Source organism: Paraburkholderia sediminicola (genome assembly GCF_046027825.1).
Taxonomy (GTDB): domain Bacteria; phylum Pseudomonadota; class Gammaproteobacteria; order Burkholderiales; family Burkholderiaceae; genus Paraburkholderia; species Paraburkholderia sediminicola_D.
The window spans coordinates 63,923-83,082 of sequence record NZ_JAQQDU010000034.1 but is presented as its reverse complement, the minus strand read 5'-3'; the positions used below and the strand labels follow the sequence as shown (position 1 = coordinate 83,082).

15 protein-coding genes are annotated in these 19,160 nt (G+C 61.7%); 5 read left to right on the top strand and 10 right to left on the bottom strand.

The annotated features are described in order from the left end of the window. Positions 1-90: 90 nt before the first annotated feature. Positions 91-2,370 (bottom strand): 5-methyltetrahydropteroyltriglutamate--homocysteine S-methyltransferase, encoded by a 2,280-nt coding sequence (gene metE / locus PQQ96_RS19845; RefSeq protein ID WP_408295369.1) that lies wholly within the window; start codon positions 2,368-2,370, stop codon positions 91-93. A 179-nt stretch (positions 2,371-2,549) separates the two neighbouring features. Between metE (PQQ96_RS19845) and PQQ96_RS19840 the strand changes: the two genes are divergently transcribed. Both PQQ96_RS19840 and cobF read left to right on the top strand, forming a co-directional pair. Further along, a complete protein-coding gene (locus PQQ96_RS19840) occupies positions 2,550-3,473 on the top strand; it encodes a LysR family transcriptional regulator (RefSeq protein WP_408295366.1) in 924 nt (307 codons plus the stop codon). A gap of 32 nt (positions 3,474-3,505) precedes the next feature. After that, a complete protein-coding gene (cobF, locus tag PQQ96_RS19835) occupies positions 3,506-4,270 on the top strand; it encodes a precorrin-6A synthase (deacetylating) (RefSeq protein WP_408295363.1) in 765 nt (254 codons plus the stop codon). Between the two features lie 53 nt (positions 4,271-4,323). Here cobF and metE (PQQ96_RS19830) read toward each other — a convergent pair whose 3' ends face one another. Beyond that, complete coding sequence (gene metE, locus PQQ96_RS19830; RefSeq protein ID WP_408295360.1) at positions 4,324-6,615, bottom strand: 5-methyltetrahydropteroyltriglutamate--homocysteine S-methyltransferase; 2,292 nt, start codon at positions 6,613-6,615, stop codon at positions 4,324-4,326. Positions 6,616-6,725: 110 nt separating this feature from the next. Here metE (PQQ96_RS19830) and PQQ96_RS19825 point away from each other — a divergent pair, with 110 nt between their 5' ends. Next, positions 6,726-7,610: a LysR family transcriptional regulator gene (locus tag PQQ96_RS19825; protein WP_408295358.1), complete on the top strand. Its 885-nt coding sequence runs from the start codon at positions 6,726-6,728 to the stop codon at positions 7,608-7,610. On the opposite strand, the gene PQQ96_RS19820 is transcribed toward PQQ96_RS19825, so the two are convergent. Further along, the gene (locus PQQ96_RS19820; protein ID WP_408295355.1) at positions 7,573-7,998 is read right to left on the bottom strand and encodes a VOC family protein; all 426 of its coding nucleotides are present in this window, start codon (positions 7,996-7,998) and stop codon (positions 7,573-7,575) included. The genes PQQ96_RS19825 and PQQ96_RS19820 overlap by 38 nt on opposite strands. Positions 7,999-8,042: 44 nt before the next feature. After that, complete coding sequence (locus PQQ96_RS19815; protein ID WP_408295352.1) at positions 8,043-8,465, bottom strand: tautomerase family protein; 423 nt, start codon at positions 8,463-8,465, stop codon at positions 8,043-8,045. Between the two features lie 153 nt (positions 8,466-8,618). Here PQQ96_RS19815 and PQQ96_RS19810 point away from each other — a divergent pair, with 153 nt between their 5' ends. Next, entirely contained in the window at positions 8,619-9,197 is a 579-nt protein-coding gene (locus tag PQQ96_RS19810) for a TetR/AcrR family transcriptional regulator (protein WP_408295349.1), read from the top strand. A gap of 83 nt (positions 9,198-9,280) precedes the next feature. Here the strand turns inward: PQQ96_RS19810 and PQQ96_RS19805 are convergent, their stop codons facing one another. The 4 genes from PQQ96_RS19805 to oxlT all read right to left on the bottom strand — a co-directional run bounded on the left by PQQ96_RS19805 (position 9,281) and on the right by oxlT (position 14,232). After that, positions 9,281-9,712, bottom strand: a complete 432-nt coding sequence (locus tag PQQ96_RS19805; RefSeq protein ID WP_408295346.1) for a PAS domain-containing protein — start codon at positions 9,710-9,712, stop codon at positions 9,281-9,283. A gap of 108 nt (positions 9,713-9,820) precedes the next feature. Next, positions 9,821-11,071: a formyl-CoA transferase gene (frc, locus tag PQQ96_RS19800; RefSeq protein ID WP_408295344.1), complete on the bottom strand. Its 1,251-nt coding sequence runs from the start codon at positions 11,069-11,071 to the stop codon at positions 9,821-9,823. 26 nt (positions 11,072-11,097) lie between these two features. Next, positions 11,098-12,840, bottom strand: a complete 1,743-nt coding sequence (gene oxc / locus PQQ96_RS19795; RefSeq protein ID WP_408295341.1) for an oxalyl-CoA decarboxylase — start codon at positions 12,838-12,840, stop codon at positions 11,098-11,100. A 63-nt stretch (positions 12,841-12,903) separates the two neighbouring features. Then, entirely contained in the window at positions 12,904-14,232 is a 1,329-nt protein-coding gene (gene oxlT / locus PQQ96_RS19790; protein WP_408295339.1) for an oxalate/formate MFS antiporter, read from the bottom strand. A 466-nt stretch (positions 14,233-14,698) separates the two neighbouring features. On the opposite strand from oxlT, the gene PQQ96_RS19785 reads away from it, so the two are divergent. Further along, entirely contained in the window at positions 14,699-15,088 is a 390-nt protein-coding gene (locus PQQ96_RS19785; RefSeq protein WP_408295336.1) for a hypothetical protein, read from the top strand. A gap of 38 nt (positions 15,089-15,126) precedes the next feature. Here the strand turns inward: PQQ96_RS19785 and PQQ96_RS19780 are convergent, their stop codons facing one another. Together PQQ96_RS19780 and PQQ96_RS19775 are read right to left on the bottom strand one after the other, a co-directional pair. After that, the gene (locus PQQ96_RS19780; protein WP_408295335.1) at positions 15,127-17,826 is read right to left on the bottom strand and encodes a CoA-binding protein; all 2,700 of its coding nucleotides are present in this window, start codon (positions 17,824-17,826) and stop codon (positions 15,127-15,129) included. A 27-nt stretch (positions 17,827-17,853) separates the two neighbouring features. Further along, on the bottom strand, positions 17,854-19,140 hold the full coding sequence (locus PQQ96_RS19775) for an ATP citrate lyase citrate-binding domain-containing protein (RefSeq protein ID WP_408295332.1): 1,287 nt from the start codon (positions 19,138-19,140) through the stop codon (positions 17,854-17,856). Positions 19,141-19,160 lie beyond the last annotated feature (20 nt).

The following is a 19,160-nucleotide window of genomic DNA, read 5'->3' as shown; positions in this document are numbered from 1 at the left end:
GCCGTCAACCCACCACCGCGCTTACGGTGCGCTGCTTATCATTATTATTGCGGGTTTGTTGTTTCTATCACCTAAGGCATTGATGGGGTACTACTGAATGCTTTCAGTAAGTTTCTCACGCAACGTCTTCGCGGCCTGAACCATATTGCTCAACGCGGCTTCCGTCTCGGGCCAGCCGCGTGTCTTCAAGCCGCAGTCGGGATTGACCCAAAGCCGTTCGGCCGGCACCACTTCGCAGGCGCGCTCGAGCAACTGCTGCATCGCATCGGCACTCGGCACGCGCGGCGAATGGGTGTCGTACACGCCCGGTCCAATGCCATTCGGGTAGGCGAACTCGACAAAACCGTCGAGCAGTTCCATCGAAGAGCGCGAGGTTTCGATCGTGATGACGTCGGCGTCCAGATCGGCGATCGCAGGCAGAATGTCGTTGAACTCGGAATAGCACATGTGCGTATGAATCTGCGTGGCGTCGGACACGCCGCCCGCGGCAATCCTGAACGCGCGCGTCGCCCAATCCAGATACGCCGGCCAGTCTTGCTGGCGCAATGGCAAGCCTTCGCGGAAGGCCGGTTCGTCGATCTGGATGATCCGGATGCCGGCTTTTTCAAGGTCGATCACCTCGTCGCGAATCACGAGCGCCAACTGCAGCGCGGTGGTCGAGCGGGGCTGGTCATCGCGAACAAAAGACCACTCGAGCATCGTCACCGGTCCGGTCAACACCCCTTTCACCAGGCGCTCAGTCAGAGACTGCGCGTGGCAGGCGGCGTCCACCATCATGGGTTCGGGCCGATAGACGTCGCCGTAGATGATCGGCGGTTTGACGCACTGCGAGCCGTAGTTCTGGACCCAGCCGTTTTCCGTGAACGCGAAGCCCCAGAGCTTATCGGCAAAAAATTCGACCATGTCGTTGCGCTCCACTTCACCATGCACGAGCACATCGAGTCCGAGTTCTTCCTGCTTGCGGATCACGCTGGCCGTTTCGGCGCGCATCCGTTCGAGGTAATCGAGCGCTCGCATTTCGCCCCGCTTGTACGCCGCGCGAGCCTGCCGGATAGCCGGTGTTTGCGGAAACGAGCCGATCGTGGTGGTCGGTAGCAGGGGCAGCTTCAGTGAGTGCCGCTGCACACTGCTGCGGACCGTGAAGGGGCTCTTGCGGCTCGCCATCGCATCGGTGATGCTCGCCACCTTTCGTTGAACGAGGACATTTATGACGGCGCCTGAGGCACGTCGTGCGTCGAGCGCGGCATCGGCGGCAGCGAGCGCTGGCTCAGCGGCAACCGGGTCGCGGAGCGCGAGCGCGATCGTGCTCAGCTCGTCGAGTTTCTCGGTCGCAAAGGCGAGCCATGATTTAAGCTCGGCGCCGAGTCTCGTTTCAGAGGCTAGCGTGACCGGCACGTGCAGGAGCGAGCATGACGGTGCAATCCAGAGGCGCTCACCGCGTTCCGCGTGCAGGGCATCCAGCGAGCCGACGATGTCGCCCAGATCCGCGCGCCAGATGTTCCGGCCGTCGATCACACCGGCCGACAACACTTTGTCGGCAGGCAGCGCGGTGCGCCATGCGTCGAGTTGTTGCGGGGCCCTGATCAGATCGATGTGGACGCCGTGCACGGGCAGTTGCGACACCAGCGGCGCGCGATCGGCCGCCGTGTCGAAATAGGTCCCTAGCAAAACCTTGACGCCCGAGACCCCCAACACGTCGTACGCCGCCGAGAATGCCTCGAGCCATTCCTTGTCGAGGTCGAGGCACAAGGCCGGCTCGTCGAGTTGAACCCATTCGATGCCGCGTTGTTTGAGCGTGTCGAGAATGCGCATGTAGCGGATCACGAGCTTCGGCAGCAGCGACAGACGGTCAAAGCCAGCAACAGGACTCTTGGACAGCCACAAGTAGGTGATCGGCCCGATCAACACCGGCTTGACCGGCAGATTCAACGCGAGGGCTTCGTCGATTTCGTCAAGGAACCAGTCGACTCCGCCATTGAAGGTCGTTTCGGGTCCCAGTTCCGGCACCAGATAGTGGTAGTTGGTGTCGAACCACTTGGTCATTTCCATGGCCGGCTGGGCTTTGTTGCCGCGCGCGAGTTCGTAGTACTGCGTCAGCGAAAGCCGCGCCGGCTCGAATCCGAAGCGCTCCGGCAGCGCGCCGAGCAGCGCGCTCAGGTTCAGCATCTGGTCGTAGTAAGCGAAGTCGCCCACGGCGACGAAATCCAGCTTCGCCGCGCGTTGCAATTCCCAGTGCCGGACGCGCAGTTCTTTCGCGATGCCCTTGAGGTACGCATCGTCGGACTCTCCGCGCCAGAACGATTCCTGTGCGAACTTCAGTTCGCGTTGCGCGCCGATGCGCGGAAAACCAGAGATGTGGGTGCGGGCCATGGACAATCCTTGCTTGAATAGCCCGCAGTGTGAGAGTCACGCTATGATTCAACAAGCGACATGTTTTCATTACCGTATGAGCCACATTCATATCAAAACCATTCACCCCGTTTTCCTCGCCGCTTTTCAGCCCGCTTTTCAACCTGCTTTTCAGCCTGCCTCTCTGCGCCGGCCCCGCCATGCTTGAACTGCGCCATCTTCGTTCGCTCGTCGCCATCGCCGAATCCGGCAAGCTGGTCGCCGCCGCTGAGCGTGTCAATCTGAGCCAGTCCGCGCTTTCGCACCAGATCCGCGATATGGAGGCCCATTACGAGGTTTCCCTGTTCGAGCGGACCCGCCAGGGCCTGCGTTTTACGGCGGCGGGCGAGCGGCTATTGGTGCTCGCGCGTGAATCGATCGCGGCGGTCGCGGCAGCTGAGCGGGATCTGGTCCGGCTCAAGGGCGATGTACGGGGCGAGCTTCGGATCGTGCTTGAGTGCCATACCTGTTTCGACTGGCTCATGCCGGTGATGGATGAGTTTCGCCGCCGTTGGCCGGAGGTGGAAGTCGATCTGGTCGCCGGCTTTCATGCCGACCCGATGAGGCTGTTGAACGATGGCAAGGCGGACGTCGTCATCGGCTCAAAGCCGTCCACCCGGCGCAATCTGCATATCGCGCCGCTGTTCCGCTTTGAAATTCAGGTGGTGATGGCCAATGAGCATCGTCTGCGGAGCAAGCGCCGTGTCGCGCCGGAGGAGTTGCGCGGTGAGACGCTGATTACCTATCCGGTGCCGGAGGCACGCATCGACCTGATTCGCGAGGTGCTGGAGCCGTCCGGCATCAAGCTCGAGCGGCGCACGGCGGAGTTGACCATTGCCATCATGCAACTCGTGGCGAGCCGCCGGGGCATCGCGGCATTGCCGAACTGGGGCGTCAAGAACTATGTCGACCATGACTATGTGGTCGCCAAACGCGTTGGCACGGGCGGGCTGTGGAGCGAACTCTATGCGATCGCGCCAAAAGGCATTGCGGGTCGCCCCTATTTTGATGATTTCGTCCGGATCGTCCGCGACATTTGCGCGGCGCAACTGGACGGCATCGAACTGCTGTCCGAGAGCGATTGAACACCGGCATCAAGTAACCAGGAGTGTGCAGGATGAAGAGAATTCTGATCATCGGGATCGGCGCAGGGAACCCGGAGTACCTCACCGTTCAGGCAATCAATGCGCTTAACGAGGTCGACGTGTTCTTCGTGATGGACAAGGGGATTGCGAAGGAGAAGCTGGTCGCGCTTCGCAAGGACATCATCGAGCGCTATGTGAAGGATGATGGCTATCGGATCGTCGAGGCGACGAGTCCTGAACGCAGGCGTGACGTCACCGATTATCTGTCAGCCGTCGAAGATCTGAACCGCGATAAGCAAAGCGTATTTGAACGGCTCATTTCAGATGAACTGGGCGACGGCGAGTGCGGCGCGTTCCTGGTATGGGGCGACCCATCGCTTTACGACAGCACGATACGGATCCTCGAGGCCATCGCGCAAGGCGGAAAGCATGATTTCGACTACGAGGTCATTCCGGGCATCAGCAGTGTTCAGGCGCTGGCGGCCCGGCACCGGGTGCCCTTGAATCTCATCGGCCGCTCGATCGAGATCACGAATGGCCGGGGGATTGCCGAAGGGTTTCCGAGCAACGTTGACAGCGTCGTCGTGATGCTGGACTCGCAGAATGCCTACCGGCACCTCGCGGATGAAGATCTGGACATCTATTGGGGGGCGTACGTGGGAACCCCCGACGAAATTCTCATCTCGGGAAAGCTGCGAGACGTCATGGATGACATCGAACGCGTCAGGGCCGAGGCTCGCCGCACCCATGGCTGGATCATGGACACGTATCTGCTGCGTAAGCGTGACGGTGCGTAACGCGTAGCCGCGCGCTGGACTAGGCGTCACGCACCGCGCGAGGCGCGTGCGCCTTAGGCGGAAGCGCGCAGCGTCCTGGCAGCCGCCACCATGTTGGTCAGTGCCGGAATGACTTCTTCCCACTGACGCGTCTTCAGGCCGCAGTCCGGGTTCACCCACAGGCGCTGCGCCGGAATGCGTTCAGCGGCCTTCTTCATCAACTGAACGATGTGCTCTTCGGTCGGGATGTTCGGCGAGTGAATGTCGTACACGCCCGGGCCGATTTCGTTCGGGTAGTTGAAGTTGTCGAACGCGTCCAGCAATTCCATATCCGAGCGCGAGGTCTCGATGGTGATCACGTCGGCGTCCATGTCGGCGATCGACGCGATGATGTCGTTGAACTCCGAATAGCACATATGCGTGTGGATCTGCGTTTCGTCATCCACGCCATTGGCGGTGATACGGAACGACGTCACTGCCCAGTCCAGGTACTCCTGCCATTGCGACTTGCGCAGCGGCAGACCTTCGCGCAAGGCGGCTTCGTCGATCTGGATAACGCGCACGCCGGACTTCTCGAGTTCCAGCACTTCTTCGCGGATCGCCAGTGCCAGTTGGTAGCACGACACCGAACGCGGTTGGTCGTCACGCACGAAGGACCAGTTCAGAATCGTGACCGGACCGGTCAACATGCCCTTCATCGGCTTGTTGCTGAGCGACTGGGCGTACTTGATCCATTCGACGGTCATGGCCTTCGGGCGGCTGATGTCGCCGAACAGGATAGGCGGCTTCACGCAACGCGAGCCATACGACTGCACCCAGCCGAACTGGCTGAAGGCGTAGCCATCGAGCTGTTCGCCGAAGTATTCGACCATGTCGTTACGCTCGGCTTCACCGTGCACCAGCACGTCCAGACCCAGCGCTTCCTGCTCGCGCACGCTGCGTTCGATCTCGGCGCGCATCGCGGTCCTGTAACCGGCTTCGTCCAGCGCACCGCTCTTGAACTGGCTGCGCGCATGGCGGATCTCGCCGGTCTGCGGGAACGAACCGATGGTCGTCGTCGGGTAAGCCGGCAGCTTCAGCAGTGCCGCCTGTTTGTCGGCACGCGCCGGATAGGCGCTCTTGCGTTGACCCAGGGCCGGGCTGATCTTCGCGAGGGCAGCCTTGACCGTCGGGTTGTTCACGCGCGACGACGCACGGCGGGCGGCAATCGCGGTACCGTTAGCGGCCAGCTCTGCCTTGACAGCGTCGCGGCCGTTGTTCAGGGCGCTCGCCAGCACCTTCAGTTCGCCCAGCTTTTGCAGCGCGAAGGCGAGCCACGAGCGGACTTCCGCATCCAGCTTCCGTTCGCTGTCCAGATCCACCGGCACATGCAGCAGCGAGCACGACGGTGCGATCCAGAGGCGCTCGCCCAGTTGTTTCGCGACCGGCTCGAGCCAGCCCAGCACGCCGTTGAGGTCCGTCTTCCAGATGTTGCGGCCGTTGATCACGCCGAGCGACAGCACGCGGTCCTGCGGCAATTGTGCAATCACCGCAGCGACTTCAGCGCGGGCATTGATCGCATCCAGATGCAGGCCTTGCACCGGCAGTTTGCACGCGAGCGACAGGTTGTCGAGCAACTGGCCGAAGTACGTCGCCAGCAACAGCTTCACCTTGCTGTTCGCCAGCGCGTCGTACGCGGTGACGTAGGCTTGCTGCCATTCAGCGGACAGTTCGGTCACGAGGATCGGCTCGTCGATCTGGACCCACACAACGCCTTGCGCTGCCAGCGTGGCCAGCAGTTCTGCGTAGACCGGCAAGATGCGCGGCAGCAGAGCCAGCTTGCCGGAGTCGTCCTTGGCCTTGCCGAGCGCCAGATAGGTCACGGGGCCGACGATCACCGGCTTGGCCTTGACGCCTTGTGCCTTGGCCTCGGCCAGTTGTTCCAGCAGACGCGACGAATCGAGCTTGAATTCGGTGCTGGCGCTGAATTCGGGGACGATGTAGTGATAGTTCGTGTCGAACCACTTGGTCATCTCGCCGGCAGCGACGCCGCCGCAGCATGCGCTATGGTCCTCGGCGCCCTTGGCCGAACGGCCGCGGGCAACGCGAAAGTAGTTGTCGAGCTTATCGCCGTGGAAGCCCTGCACGCGTTCCGGCAGATTGCCCAGGGTGAAGCTCATGTCCAGCACCTGGTCGTAGAAGGCGAAATCGCCCACGGCAGCCAGACCCAGGTCCGCCTGGTGTGCCCAGTGGCGCTGGCGCAATTGGGCGCCCAGCGCTTTCAGTTCGCCGAGCGAGGACTCGCCTTTCCAGTAGGACTCGAGTGCGAATTTCAGTTCGCGCTTCGCGCCAATACGGGGGAAGCCCAGATTGTGTGTCGTTGGCATCGTGTCGCCTTGATTCGGTCAGGTTGCGGATCCGTGGATCGTAGCGAAGGCGGTTTATGAAGTAAAATGGTGTTAATTCAACGAACCATTAGTTTTGCTCATGCACTATCATGCTTGAGAGAATTCATCTGGCCATCATTCAGGCGGTGGACAAGCACGGCTCCCTGACCGCTGCGGCGGACATTCTGTGCGTGACGCAATCCGCACTGAGCCACTCCATGAAGAAGCTGGAGCAGCAACTGGGTACCGACGTCTGGTTGCGTGAGGGGCGCAGTCTGCGCTTGACCCAGGCCGGTCAATACCTGCTTGCCGTGGCCAATCGCGTGCTACCGCAACTGGCGCTCGCCGAAGAACGCCTTGGCCAGTACGCACAGGGCGAGCGCGGCGCGTTGCGCATCGGGATGGAATGCCATCCCTGCTACCAGTGGTTGCTCAAGGTGGTGTCGCCCTATCTCGCGCGCTGGCCGGACGTCGATGTCGACGTCAAGCAGAAATTCCAGTTTGGCGGAATCGGCGCGTTGTTTGGCTATGAGATCGACCTGCTTGTGACGCCCGATCCGCTCTATAAGCCGGGCTTGCGCTTCGAACCGGTGTTCGACTACGAGCAGGTCCTGGTGGTGAACCGCGAGCACCCGCTCGCCACCGCCGACCATGTGACGCCGGAGCAGTTGACGCAGGAGGTATTGGTCACGTATCCGGTGGAGACCGGCAGGCTCGACATCTACAATCAGTTTCTGATGCCGGCAGGTGTCACGCCACGGCGCCACAAGGTGATCGAGACCACCGATATCATGCTGCAGATGGTGGCAAGCGGCCGGGGCGTCGCGGCGCTGCCGCGCTGGCTGGTGGAAGAGTATGCGGGCAAGATGAACGTCGTGCCGGTGCGCCTGGGGCGAAAGGGCATCGCCAAGCAGATTTTCCTGGGCGCTCGCGAGACCGACACTGAAATTGACTACCTCAAGGCCTTCGTTGACCTGGCTCGCAAGCCCAGTTAGCGCAATTGAACATCCATTGGACACCAAACCGATCGGTTAGCTTGCCGAAGTATCCACCCCACGGCTGAACAGCGAGCGGGGTGGTGACCGTTGCGCCTTGACCCAGCCGCTCGAATAGCTGGTTGGTCTGGTCACGGTTATCCATCATCAGGATGTGCGCCGAACCACGCATCGGTTCGGCGTCGTCGTTGTCTGATGCGTAAAAGAGAACACCCGGTCCTTCGAATCGGGCATGCATGATTTTGCCTCGCATCGCCTCATTCTCCAGCGGCGTGCTGGGCGCGCCGTAGCGCAGCACTTCCACCACTTTTCCCAAACCGCACTCGGTGTAGAAATCGAGGGCTTGCTCGCACGTCGTGGTGAAGAACAGGTAGTTTGATTGCTGCATCGTCGCTGCGCTCCGGGTGTCTCCCGTTGTTCCTTGCCGGTGTGTCAACTGGCGCCGCGCTGAATGGCCTCACCTAATTCAGCGTTGGAATATGCTCTGCCGCCGATGCCCCACGCACCGTCAACCGCGTACGTCACATTGACGAATGTACGCTCACGCGGGTGCGTACCCGTGCTGAGCCGGTCGATGATGTCAGTGACGTCGCCGACGAATGTCTGCTTGACGTCGGTATTCGGGAAGGTGGTCGCCGGAACCTTCACTTCGATAACCGCGAGCGACTGGGGCTTGCCGCCGACATAGCTCCCCGATTCAGGGCTCAGGATCAGATGGCCGATGACGTTCGGCGTCATGAACCTGTTGCCGCTCAGGCCGTGTGCACGCAGCAGCGCGTCCGCGACAAGAGGTAGCACTTCACGCTCTCCGTGCGGGGTGAGGAGACCTTGTGTGACGTTGATTGAAATAGGCATTGAATTAACTCCTTGATCTAACGGGGTTGATCGAAGCAGAGTTCTTGCGCTGTCATCACGGTCACGATATAACGATCGTGATGTCGCGATAGTTTCATAACGATCGTGATGTCGTCAAGCACAAAATAGCGATCGTTATCTGGAGAGGCGTGGATGGCACATCCGGCGGGTAAGAAGGAAGAAAGCAAGGCGAGGATTCTCACGAGCGCGGGCCGGGGATTTCGTAGCCGTGGGTTCGGTGGCTCGGGGGTCGACGGCCTGGCAAAGGACGCCGCCGTGACCTCGGGTGCGTTCTACGCGCATTTCAAGTCGAAAGCGGCTGCCTTTCGCGAGGCGGTGGTCGTGGGTCTCGAAGACCTGCGGCGAGGTATCGGGCAGACCCGCGAGCAAATGGGGGGTAACTGGCGCGCGTGGTTCATCGACTTCTATCTGGGCGACCGCCGTACCTGTGATCTGGAAGACAGTTGCGCACTGCAGAGTCTCTCGGGCGAAGTGGCTCGCGCCGATGATGAAACCCGGCAAGCCTATGAGACGGAGTTGTGCGCGATTATCGAAGCAGTGGCCGCCGGCCTCGAAGGCAAACCGAAGGCACGGCGCGAGGAAGCGACCGCGTTGCTGGCGCTCCTGGTGGGCGGGGTGACGCTCGCACGAGCCGTCAAAGATCCCGCCATCAGCGACGAGATTGCGGTGGCCGTCCGCAAGGCCGCACTTGAGCTCGGCGTTCGCTCATAGTCTCGACTTCCGTGTCCAGATGCTCCGTTAGGAAAAGGAGCGCCTGCGGCGGTGATAAGGTTGCGCATCTCCCGGGCGGCAGCTCACGCGGCCGCGGACGCTTCCAGTTCCGCAAGACGTTTGCGCAGCAATCGATCCTCCTGGAAGCGACTGGTTTCGTCGCGAATCACGGCGACGATGCCGGTGAGTTCGTTTTGCGGCGAATGGAGTAACGCGACCGTAAACGCAATCGACAGTGACCGCCCATCCTTATGTATGGCGGGGACACGCAGCACGTCGTTGCCATAACGGGTTTCGCCCGTTGCCATGGTCTTTTGATAGCCGTCCCAATGTCGGCCGCGCAAACGTTCCGGAATGATCAGGTCCAGCGACTTTCCCAGTGCCTCGCTTTGCGTAAAGCCGAACATGCGTTCGGCCGCGGGGTTCCACAATGTGATGCTCCCGCTGGCATCGGAAATGATGATCGCGTCGCCGATTGCGTTGACGAGTTGCTGGAAGTCGATGGCGCTTTGCATGGTGCTCCCCGAATGTAAAAACGCAGATCCTTGAATGCGATAAGGTGTCCGCGAAGGATGCCATATCCACAGGCCCGCGCATACAAACGGGCCTGTGGTGCGACACCGCTAAACCGCTTTGACTTCGCGCAGATTGAAGATGTCCTGCCTGCTGTAGCCAAGGCTCGTCAGCACTTCGTCCGTGTGTTCGCCGAGCAGCGGCGACGCAGTGACTTCCGGTTTCATATCCGAGAACTTGATCGGACTGCCAACCGTCAGATACGAGCCGCGCTTCTTGTGCGGCACTTCGACAATCGTGCCGCTCGCACGCAATGACGGATCGTTGGCCAGCTCCTTCATCGTCAGCACCGGCGCGCACGGAATGTCGAACTTGCGCAGGATGTCGACCGCTTCGAATTTGGTCTTGTCGGCGAGCCAGGCTTCGATGGTGCCGAAGATCTCGAAGATATGCGGCTGACGCGCTTCAGCGGTCTTGTAGGCAGGATCCTCGATCCACTCCGGTTTGCCGAGTGCCTTGCAGATCGGCTCCCACGCATGGCCCTGGATCGTGAAGTAGATATACGCATTCGGGTCCGTTTCCCAGCCCTTGCACTTGAGCACCCAGCCGGGCTGCCCCCCGCCGCCCGCATTGCCGCCGCGCGGCACCACGTCGCTGAATTCGCCGTGCGGATACTGCGGATATTCCTCAAGATAGCCCACGCGTTCCAGCCGCTGCTGATCGCGCAACTTTACGCGGCACAGGTTCAGCACGCTGTCCTGCATCGATACGGCGACCTTCTGACCTTTGCCGGTTTTGTCGCGCCCCAGCAGTGCGGTGAGAATGCCAATCGCCAGATGCATGCCGGTGTTGCTATCGCCGAGCGCCGCGGCGCTGATGGTCGGCGGACCGTCCCAGAAGCCGGTGGTGGACGCCGCACCGCCTGCACATTGCGCGACGTTCTCATAAACCTTCAGGTCGTCGTAGTGATGGCCGTCGCTGAAACCCTTCACCGAAGCCACAATCATCTTCGGATTGAGTTCGTTCAGGCGTTCCCATGAAAAGCCCATCCGGTCCAACGCGCCCGGGCCAAAATTTTCGACCAGAACGTCAGATTCACGGATCAGCTTTTCGAGTACTTCCTTGCCTTCGGGCTTTTTCGTGTCCAACGTCAGCGACTTCTTGTTGCTGTTGAGCATGGTGAAGTAAAGGGCGTCGGCGTCGGGGATGTCGCGCAACTGGTTGCGTGTCACGTCGCCCGAACCCGGTCGTTCCACCTTGATCACGTCGGCGCCGAACCAGGCGAGCAACTGGGTGCACGCGGGGCCGGCCTGAACATGGGTGAAGTCGATGATCTTGATGCCTTCGAGTGGTTTGGTCACTTTGCTATCTCCGTGGTTACGCTGGATTACTTTTTCATCGCCGCGCTTTGCGGATTCAGATTGGTCAGGCGGCCGCTTTCGGTGCCGGCCGCTTCATCGATGACGGCATTGATCAACGTCGGCTTGCCTGACGCAATCGCTTCAAGCAGCGCCTTCGTCAGTTCTTCCGGTGTGGTCGCGTGGTAGCCGACACCGCCGAATGCCTCGATCATCTTGTCGTAGCGCGCGCCCTTCACGAACACGGTCGGTGCAACGTCCTTGCCGCCGGTCGGGTTCACGTCGGTGCCGCGATACACGCCGTTGTTGTTGAAGACGATCGTGCACACCGGCAAGTCGTAACGGCAGATGGTTTCGAGTTCCATGCCGCTAAAGCCGAACGCGCTGTCGCCTTCGATCGCGACAACCGGTTTGCCGCTCGTCACTGCTGCGCCGATCGCAAAGCCCATGCCGATGCCCATGATTCCCCACGTGCCCGAATCGAAGCGTTTGCGCGGCTCAACCATATCGATGATGCTGCGCGCGTAGTCGAGCGTGTTCGCGCCTTCGTTGACGACGTTGATGTCCGGGCGCGTCTTCAGCACATCGCGGATCGCACGCAACGCGCTGTGGAAATTCATCGGCGACGGGTTCTTGTCGAGCGTGGCGGCCATCTTGGCGAGGTTCTTGTTCTTGCGTTCCGCGATCGCACCGGTCCACTCGGCGTCCGGCTTCGCGTAGCTCGCATCGAGCCCTGCGCGAAGTGCCGCCACGCACGAGCCGATATCGCCGATCACCGGTGCGGCAATCGCGACGTTGCTGTCGATTTCAGTCGGCGAAATATCGACCTGGACGAATTTCTTCGGCTCAGCGCCCCATGTTTTGCCCTTGCCATGCGAGAGCAGCCAGTTCAGACGCGCGCCGATCAGCACGACAACATCGGCTTCCTGCAGCACGAACGAGCGCGCAGCCGACGCCGATTGCTCGTGCGTGTCGGGCAACAGGCCCTTGGCCATTGACATCGGCAGGTACGGGATGCCGCTTTGTTCAACGAACGCGCGAATCTCCGCGTCAGCCTGCGCGTACGCTGCCCCCTTGCCGAGCAGGATCAGCGGACGCTTCGCGCTCTTCAGCACATCGATCGCACGCTTGACGGATTCCGGCGCCGGCAACTGACGCGGCGCGGCGTCGACCACTTTGACCAGCGACTGTTGCGCCTTCACGGCGTCCAGCGTTTGCGCGAGCAGCTTGGCCGGCAGGTCCAGATACACGCCACCTGGGCGGCCCGACACCGCAGCGCGGATCGCGCGCGCCACGCCGATGCCGATGTCCTCCGCATGCAGCACGCGATACGCGGCCTTCGCATACGGCTTGGCCGCATTCAACTGATCCATTTCCTCGTAATCGCCCTGCTGCAAGTCGACGATCTCGCGCTCGCTCGAGCCGCTGATCAGGATCATCGGAAAGCAGTTGGTGGTCGCGTTGGCGAGTGCGGTCAGGCCGTTCAGAAAGCCGGGCGCCGACACCGTCAGGCAGATGCCCGGCTTTTGCGTCATGAAACCGCTAATGGCCGCTGCATTGCCCGCGTGCTGTTCATGGCGAAAACCGATGAAACGCATCCCTTCCGCCTGGGCAAGCCGCGCGAGGTCGGTGATGGGAATGCCGACCAGACCAAAGATGGTGCTGATGTCGTTCAGTTTCAGCGCGTCGATGACGAGATGGAAACCGTCGGTCGTCTCGGCTGTGTGTTGTGTCGAAGTCTCTTCTACTGTTTGCCGGTCGGCTTCTGCCATGATGTTTCTCCTTGGTCGCGGGACGTTATGGGTTCGTCGTGAGTGGCGGGCTCACGTTGTGGTTCATTCAGGCGAGCCGCCGGACGACGGCTGCAGCCGCGCTTCAGCGATAACCGCGCCGGCCGGCGCGCCTGAGTTCTCGATCCAGCGCTTTCTCATGGGGGCGAGGATGAACTTCGCGGACACGGCTGCCGCGATCGAGATCACCGCAGCCGAGATGAACACGGTGCTCCACCCGCCATTCGCCGACAGCACCGATGCGATCGGCACCAGCATCGACGCGGTACCTTTCGCGGTGTAGAGCGTCCCCGCATTGGCGGCGGCGTATTTACTGCCGAAGGTGTCCGCGCAGGTCGCCGGGAAGATCGAGAAGATTTCGCCCCAGCACAGGAACACGGCGGCGGCGAAGAACATGAATGCGTAGGGGTTGTGGCCGAACTGCATGAGCCCCAGCAGCGCGACGCCTTCGCCGAGAAAGATCATGAACATCGTGTTTTCGCGGCCGATGCGGTCCGACAGAAAACCGCACAACGGACGCGTGAAGCCGTTGCACAGGTTGTCGATCGACAGTGTCATCGTGAGCAGCGGCAGCGTGATGCCCAGCAGACTCACCGGCAGTTTGGCAAAGCCGTATTCCTTCGCGATCGGCCCAAGCTGCGCGGTCGCAATGATGCCGCCGGCGGCGACGAACACGAACATCAGATACAGGACCCAGAAGAGCGGCGAACGGATCATCTCGCCGGGCGTGTAGTCGATCTTGCTTGCCACCACGCGTTTGGCCGCGACTGCGGTTGCGGGCGGCTTCGGCCGTATCAGCATGGTGGCGAGCAGCAGAATGGAGACGCCCTGGAAAATGCCGAAGAACATGAAGGTGTGCTCGTAGCCCGAGCGCTGGATCATGTTGGCGATCGGAATCACGGTGACGGCTGCACCGGCGCCGAAACCTGCTGCTGTCAAACCGGCGGCGAGCCCGCGCTTGTCCGGAAACCACTTGAGTGCCGTGCCGACGCAGGTGCCATACACGCAACCCGCGCCGATACCGGCGATCACTGCGGCGATGTATAGGTGGGCGAGACTGCTCGCGTGCGCGTCGATGATCCAGCCGAGCGCCGCGCACAGCGAACCGCCGATCACAACCGGACGTGGTCCGAACTTGTCGACGAGCCAGCCTTCGACCGGCACAAGCCAGGTTTCAGTGACGATGAAGACCGTGAACGCGGTCTGGATTGCCGCCTGGCCCCAATGGTGGGTGTTGTCCATGGGTACGACGAACAGTGTCCACGCATATTGGAGATTCGCGACGAGCCCCATGCACACGATGCCGATCGCCAGTTGCACCCAGCGGTGATGCCTGAACGCCGTACCTCTCCCGGATACCTTGGAAGGTTCCATGTCTTTCGTCTCCTGTAATTTCCGTCGCGCTCGAGCGGCGCGTTGGACCTACGTGATCGAATCGCTTCATCGCCGGTTTGTCTGCGGACGATAGAGCGCCAGTGGTCGGCCAGAGGGAATTGCTGCACTAACGAGAACCCTTACCCGTTGATCGCACAACAACTGGGTAAAAGGTGTTTCGTGTGAAGCGCGTCTGAGGAGATGCTGCGCGAGAACAGCGATAAGGAAAAGTTAAAACATTTTATGGTTTGCATTAGGCATACCTAATAGATCGGTTTGCCGCGGCTGGCCATAAGGTATTGAGAAGGTTGCGGGCGCCGACCAGGGATCCTGATGTCGCCGCTGTCATGGCGGGGCAGGTAGATGTATAAACAAAACACTATCGTTTTTCGAAATAACTTTAACTGTTGTTTATTGATGCGCGCTCCTATTCTTGCTCATGCCAACCTGCCTGAAGGAGACGACCATGAATCCATCCCAGTTCGACGCGCGCGATAGCGCACTTGATGCGGAAGTCGAGGCGCAACTGTGCGCCTATAACAGCGCTTTCGATGAACTCGGCCTGCGCTTTCGCTGGGATGCACACACGCTGGCGTCACTCGCCTTGATCGACGGTGAGGAGGCGCGGATTGCTGCGTACATTGAAGTGAATCACGCGCACTTGCTGAATGCGTATAGCGCCGGGTTTCTGGCCCGGGCCATTCTCGAGAGGAAAAATGCTCGCTATCCAGCGTGCCTAACGATGCGCGTCGAAATTGCGCCGCATCTGAGCGACGTGGACCCTCAGTCAAAGACGAACAGCCGGCGCGAGCACATGTCGTATGAGATCGCGCTGCCGGCGCTGGCGGGTGTTTAGACGGGGCGCCCGCCGCGCGATTGATCAGCCATGGTCAATCAGGCGACAAACTGGCACTGCGAGGCCGGCGTGCGCGTGTCCATGTTGCGGCCGCGGTTCATGTGGTCGTCGACCTCAGCGGCGCAGCCGAGCATGCGTGGATACAGGAAGATCGTAAACGCCGCCGTCTCGAGCGCCGTGCCCGTATATCCGCCGTTGCAATACGGCTGCCACAGCATCCTCAACAATAGCGCGGCAATGACCGCGTCGACGTTGACGCAATAGACGTTGCGCGACACGCCTGCGTCGAACAAGGTTTGCACCAGCGTGCCGTAGAACTCGTGGAAGATGTTGTATTCGTTGCGCCCGGCCATCAGCTCGCGAATGAAGACTTCGCGCGGATCGTAATTGACCGGCTTGTCCTTGAATACCGGGTGATTGACGCCTGGAATCTTCTGGATGTCGAGGCTCCCGGTGTTCTTCTTGTTCGACTTGTAACGCGCATACGCTTCGACATACTTCAAGGCCAGCGCCTTCAGGTCGATGCCGTGGTTGGGATCGCCCGGATCGACCAGTCCCGTGTCCTTGAACTGGTCGATCAGGAAGGCAATACCTTCGTAGCCGTTGCCGCCATGGGTGTAGCCGGTGTGTGTCAGGAAGCCGACCAGGCCCTTGTTGATCTGCACCCGCTCGGGGTCCTCGGGTCCATCGGCCGAGACCGCGCCCTTGGCACCCTGGGCCGAGATCGTGCCGGGCCCGTTGGAGAGCAGCAGCCCCACCAGCACCTGAAACGCGAACAGATCGGCCGGTTGGGGTGCGAAGCCAAGCAGCGCGACGAACGCCACTTCGCTGATCGGCCGGTTCTGCAGGATCTCGCTCGTCGCGATGCCACAGAAGCTGTCTGGCTGATGCTGATCCGCGTTCACCGACGCGCCGATCAACGCGCCGAACAGGCGCAGCCACCACGGCAGGCTTTCAGCCGTCAGACGCGAGACGCGTTTGCGCAGCAGCGGCCCCCACGCCAGGGTCGCGCTGATCGCGGCGAGCACGGCATCCGCCGTGGGATGGCCGGGTAGTTCTTGCAGGTAACGCACGAAGACCGACTTCGCGCCTCTGGTGCGCAGACCCTCGAGCATCGCCTCGGCGCGGACGTCGGGGTCAGCGCGGACGAACAGGGCCGGGTCATCGACCTTGATCCGGCTTAGATCGAAGCTTTCGTCCAGCGCGTCGCTCATGCCGGCCGCCATGAAGGCGTCAATCAGCGCCCGCGTGGCCTGGCGCGCTTCGCCCTGGCAGCGCGGCCCGAGGATGCTGGCGGCAGCGGCCAGCACCGTGTTGGGCGCATTGCCGGCCTCGCGCGCGGCCTGTGCCGCATCGAGGGCCGGGTGGCCATACAGGTTGAGACCGGCGCCGATGGCGACATTGATCAGGCGCCGGTCGTTCTCGCCGCCGGGCTCGTGCAACAGCGCCAGGCTGACGTTGGCTTCGAGCGGGTACTGCGCCGCGTCGAGCATCGATACGCCGTAGAGGCTGGTGACTTGAGTCTTGGAATCCATCTGCGAGGCGCCCGAGGCGTCCTTCAGCGTCTGGCGCGGCGGCACCGCGCCGATCTGCCGGTTCAGCGCCGTGATCTGTTCGTTATACGGCGCGCTCGCGTCGACAACAGGCAGGTCGAGCTCGGGCGGCAGCGTCAGACCGTGGCTCGCGCCGAACCACGGCTTGAGCGCGAGATTACCCTCTGACGCGAAGTCGGGCCGGCAGGCATTCTCGCCCATCACCGCAGTCAGTGCGGCCGGAATGTGGGCGATGTTGGTCACGAGTGCGCCCTTGGCTGAGAACACAGGATGCTCGGGCGTGAAGATGCCGTCCACGCCGAACTTCTCCATGAACCAGCCTTCCTTGCTCAGGGCATCGTCGGCACCGCCGGCCATGGCGCCGGCATGCCCGACCGCGCGGGTCAGCTTGGATTTCCAGCGCCCGACCACGCACGCCACCACCGGTTTGGTGAAGGTGGCGTCGAGCTCGTAGTAGCCACCGGGCTCGACATAGAGCACCGCCGCCTTGCTGCGCGCATCGTTGGACAGCGCAAAGGCGAACTCGGGTGCCGCGAAGTGGATATAGACATCCTTGCCGCAGGAAATCGAGGTGGTGGTGCCCCAGCCGGCCATGCGCAGATAGGTTGCGATGGTGGTGGTGAAGTTGCCCGAGTTGGAGAAGATCGCGATCGAACCGCGGCGCAGGGCTTCCTCCGGATGGTCGCCGCCCAGTGCGCCGCCGATCCGAACCTGGTTCCAGGCGTCGGCCACGCCCAGGCTGTTGCCGCCGAAGATGTCGATGCCGTTGGACTGGCCCATCGCGCGGATCTCGCGCGAGTCGTGCACGGCGAGTTTCTCGGTGACGATGAAGATCTTCTTCAGATCCGGATTCACCCGGATCAGTTCGGCCACGCCGTCACGCGCCGCTGCGGGCGGCAGGTAGATCACGCCGCAGTTGAACCGGTGGCCGTCGTTGATGCCTTCCAGCACGTTGTTGTAGACCGGCACGTTGCCCAATGACGTCTCCAGCACCTGGCCGCGCTTGCCCGGCGCCGTGCCGAACACGACGTTGCCGCCTGAATAGACATGGCCGACCGGTGTCACGTCGCTCGACTCGCCACCCAGGATATTGAGCACGCAGACCCGGTCTTCACGTGTGGCCACCTGGGCGAGCGAACTGATGCCGACGAAATACTTGAAATCGCCTACGCCTTGCTTGTACATGACATGCTCCTTATGCGCGGGCAAGCTTCAGGCGGCCTGGTTCGCCGCGATGCCGAGCCGGGCGGCGACCTGTTCGCGGCCACCGGCTTTCATCCACGCATCGACTTTCTGCGCGTGCAGCACGACTTCGCTCATATCGGAGTCGAAGCCGAAAAACCGGTACGGCAGGCCGAGTGCATCGAGGGTGTCGCGCATCGCGCCCATACCGCGCACCAGGTTCGGGCCGCCACGGCCGATCACGACGTACAGCGGTGTCGCGCCATGCCGGCTGAAGTGCTCGCGCAGCGCATCGGCCATCGCGCGGAAGGTCTCGAATATGTCGGTGTTATTCGACTTGCCACCAATGATGAACAGCACATTGGTCTGTTTGATCCAGTGTTTGAAGCAGATGCGTGCGACCTCCTTCATCTTCTCGTAAGGCGGGTTGCCGCCGAAGTCCGAGGAGATGATGGCGTCGTCGCCCAGCATCTGCGTGACGAGCGAATTGGCGCCGCCGCCGAAGGTCGGCGCGAGGATGGTCCCCTTGGCGTTGATCACGTAGACGTCGCTCTGTCCCTGGTAGGTGCGAAGCTGATTGATCTCCTGCTCGAAGTCGGAGTAGTCGACCGCGAACAGGCTCGCCGGCAGGTTCAGACGCCGCCAGCGCGGATCGTCGCGATCGAAGCCGCATTTGAAGTCGCAGGCCACGGGTGTCATGCGGCCCTTCTTGTCCTCCCGCATGCGGATCGGATTCAACTCCAGCGTCGTCATGCCGTAGTCGTGGTACAGCTCCCACAGCTTGGGCAGGTGCTGCACCAGCGGTGAAATGATCTGCTTGGGCGCCCCGAGCGCGGACAGCGCATTGGCCACGACGAAGGCCTTCAGCCCCGTGAGCGGATCGAATGGCACCTGCGCCACCTGGCTCCGTTCGAGTTCCTCGATATCGACGCCGCCGTGGTGGGTCAGCGTCATGGTCGGCGCACGGAAATGCGTCGAGTCGGTGATCGAGAAGTAGACCTCGTGCTCGGCCGGCACGCCGGCTTCGAAGGTCACGCCATTGGCCTTGGCTACCGTGTTGCCGATGCGGTGCTCGACGAAGTACAGACGCTCCTTTTCCTTCAGCGCGGTCTTCAGGTCAGCGGCCTTGCCGATCAGCCCGGACTTGCCCTTCTTGCCGACGCCGCCCTTGAACACCGGCTTGATGAACACCAGACCATGCTTATCGATCATGGCGCGGATATCTTCTTCGCTGGCGTCGGGGCCGAGCACTTCAGTGGTCGGGAAGTCGACGAACTGGAGCATTTTGGCTCCGTACAGCATACCGGTGACTTGCATGGTGACCTCGCGGTGGAGAG

Coding starts and splice junctions, on each gene's coding strand:
- PQQ96_RS19780 (WP_408295335.1), bottom strand. CDS start 17,826: ATGTACAAGCAAGGCGTAGGCGATTTCAAGTATTTCGTCGGCATCAGT.
- oxc (WP_408295341.1), bottom strand. CDS start 12,840: ATGGCAGAAGCCGACCGGCAAACAGTAGAAGAGACTTCGACACAACAC.
- PQQ96_RS19840 (WP_408295366.1), top strand. CDS start 2,550: ATGCTTGAACTGCGCCATCTTCGTTCGCTCGTCGCCATCGCCGAATCC.
- PQQ96_RS19775 (WP_408295332.1), bottom strand. CDS start 19,140: ATGCAAGTCACCGGTATGCTGTACGGAGCCAAAATGCTCCAGTTCGTC.
- PQQ96_RS19805 (WP_408295346.1), bottom strand. CDS start 9,712: ATGCAAAGCGCCATCGACTTCCAGCAACTCGTCAACGCAATCGGCGAC.
- PQQ96_RS19825 (WP_408295358.1), top strand. CDS start 6,726: ATGCTTGAGAGAATTCATCTGGCCATCATTCAGGCGGTGGACAAGCAC.
- PQQ96_RS19820 (WP_408295355.1), bottom strand. CDS start 7,998: ATGCAGCAATCAAACTACCTGTTCTTCACCACGACGTGCGAGCAAGCC.
- cobF (WP_408295363.1), top strand. CDS start 3,506: ATGAAGAGAATTCTGATCATCGGGATCGGCGCAGGGAACCCGGAGTAC.
- PQQ96_RS19810 (WP_408295349.1), top strand. CDS start 8,619: ATGGCACATCCGGCGGGTAAGAAGGAAGAAAGCAAGGCGAGGATTCTC.
- PQQ96_RS19815 (WP_408295352.1), bottom strand. CDS start 8,465: ATGCCTATTTCAATCAACGTCACACAAGGTCTCCTCACCCCGCACGGA.
- metE (WP_408295360.1), bottom strand. CDS start 6,615: ATGCCAACGACACACAATCTGGGCTTCCCCCGTATTGGCGCGAAGCGC.
- PQQ96_RS19785 (WP_408295336.1), top strand. CDS start 14,699: ATGAATCCATCCCAGTTCGACGCGCGCGATAGCGCACTTGATGCGGAA.
- metE (WP_408295369.1), bottom strand. CDS start 2,370: ATGGCCCGCACCCACATCTCTGGTTTTCCGCGCATCGGCGCGCAACGC.
- oxlT (WP_408295339.1), bottom strand. CDS start 14,232: ATGGAACCTTCCAAGGTATCCGGGAGAGGTACGGCGTTCAGGCATCAC.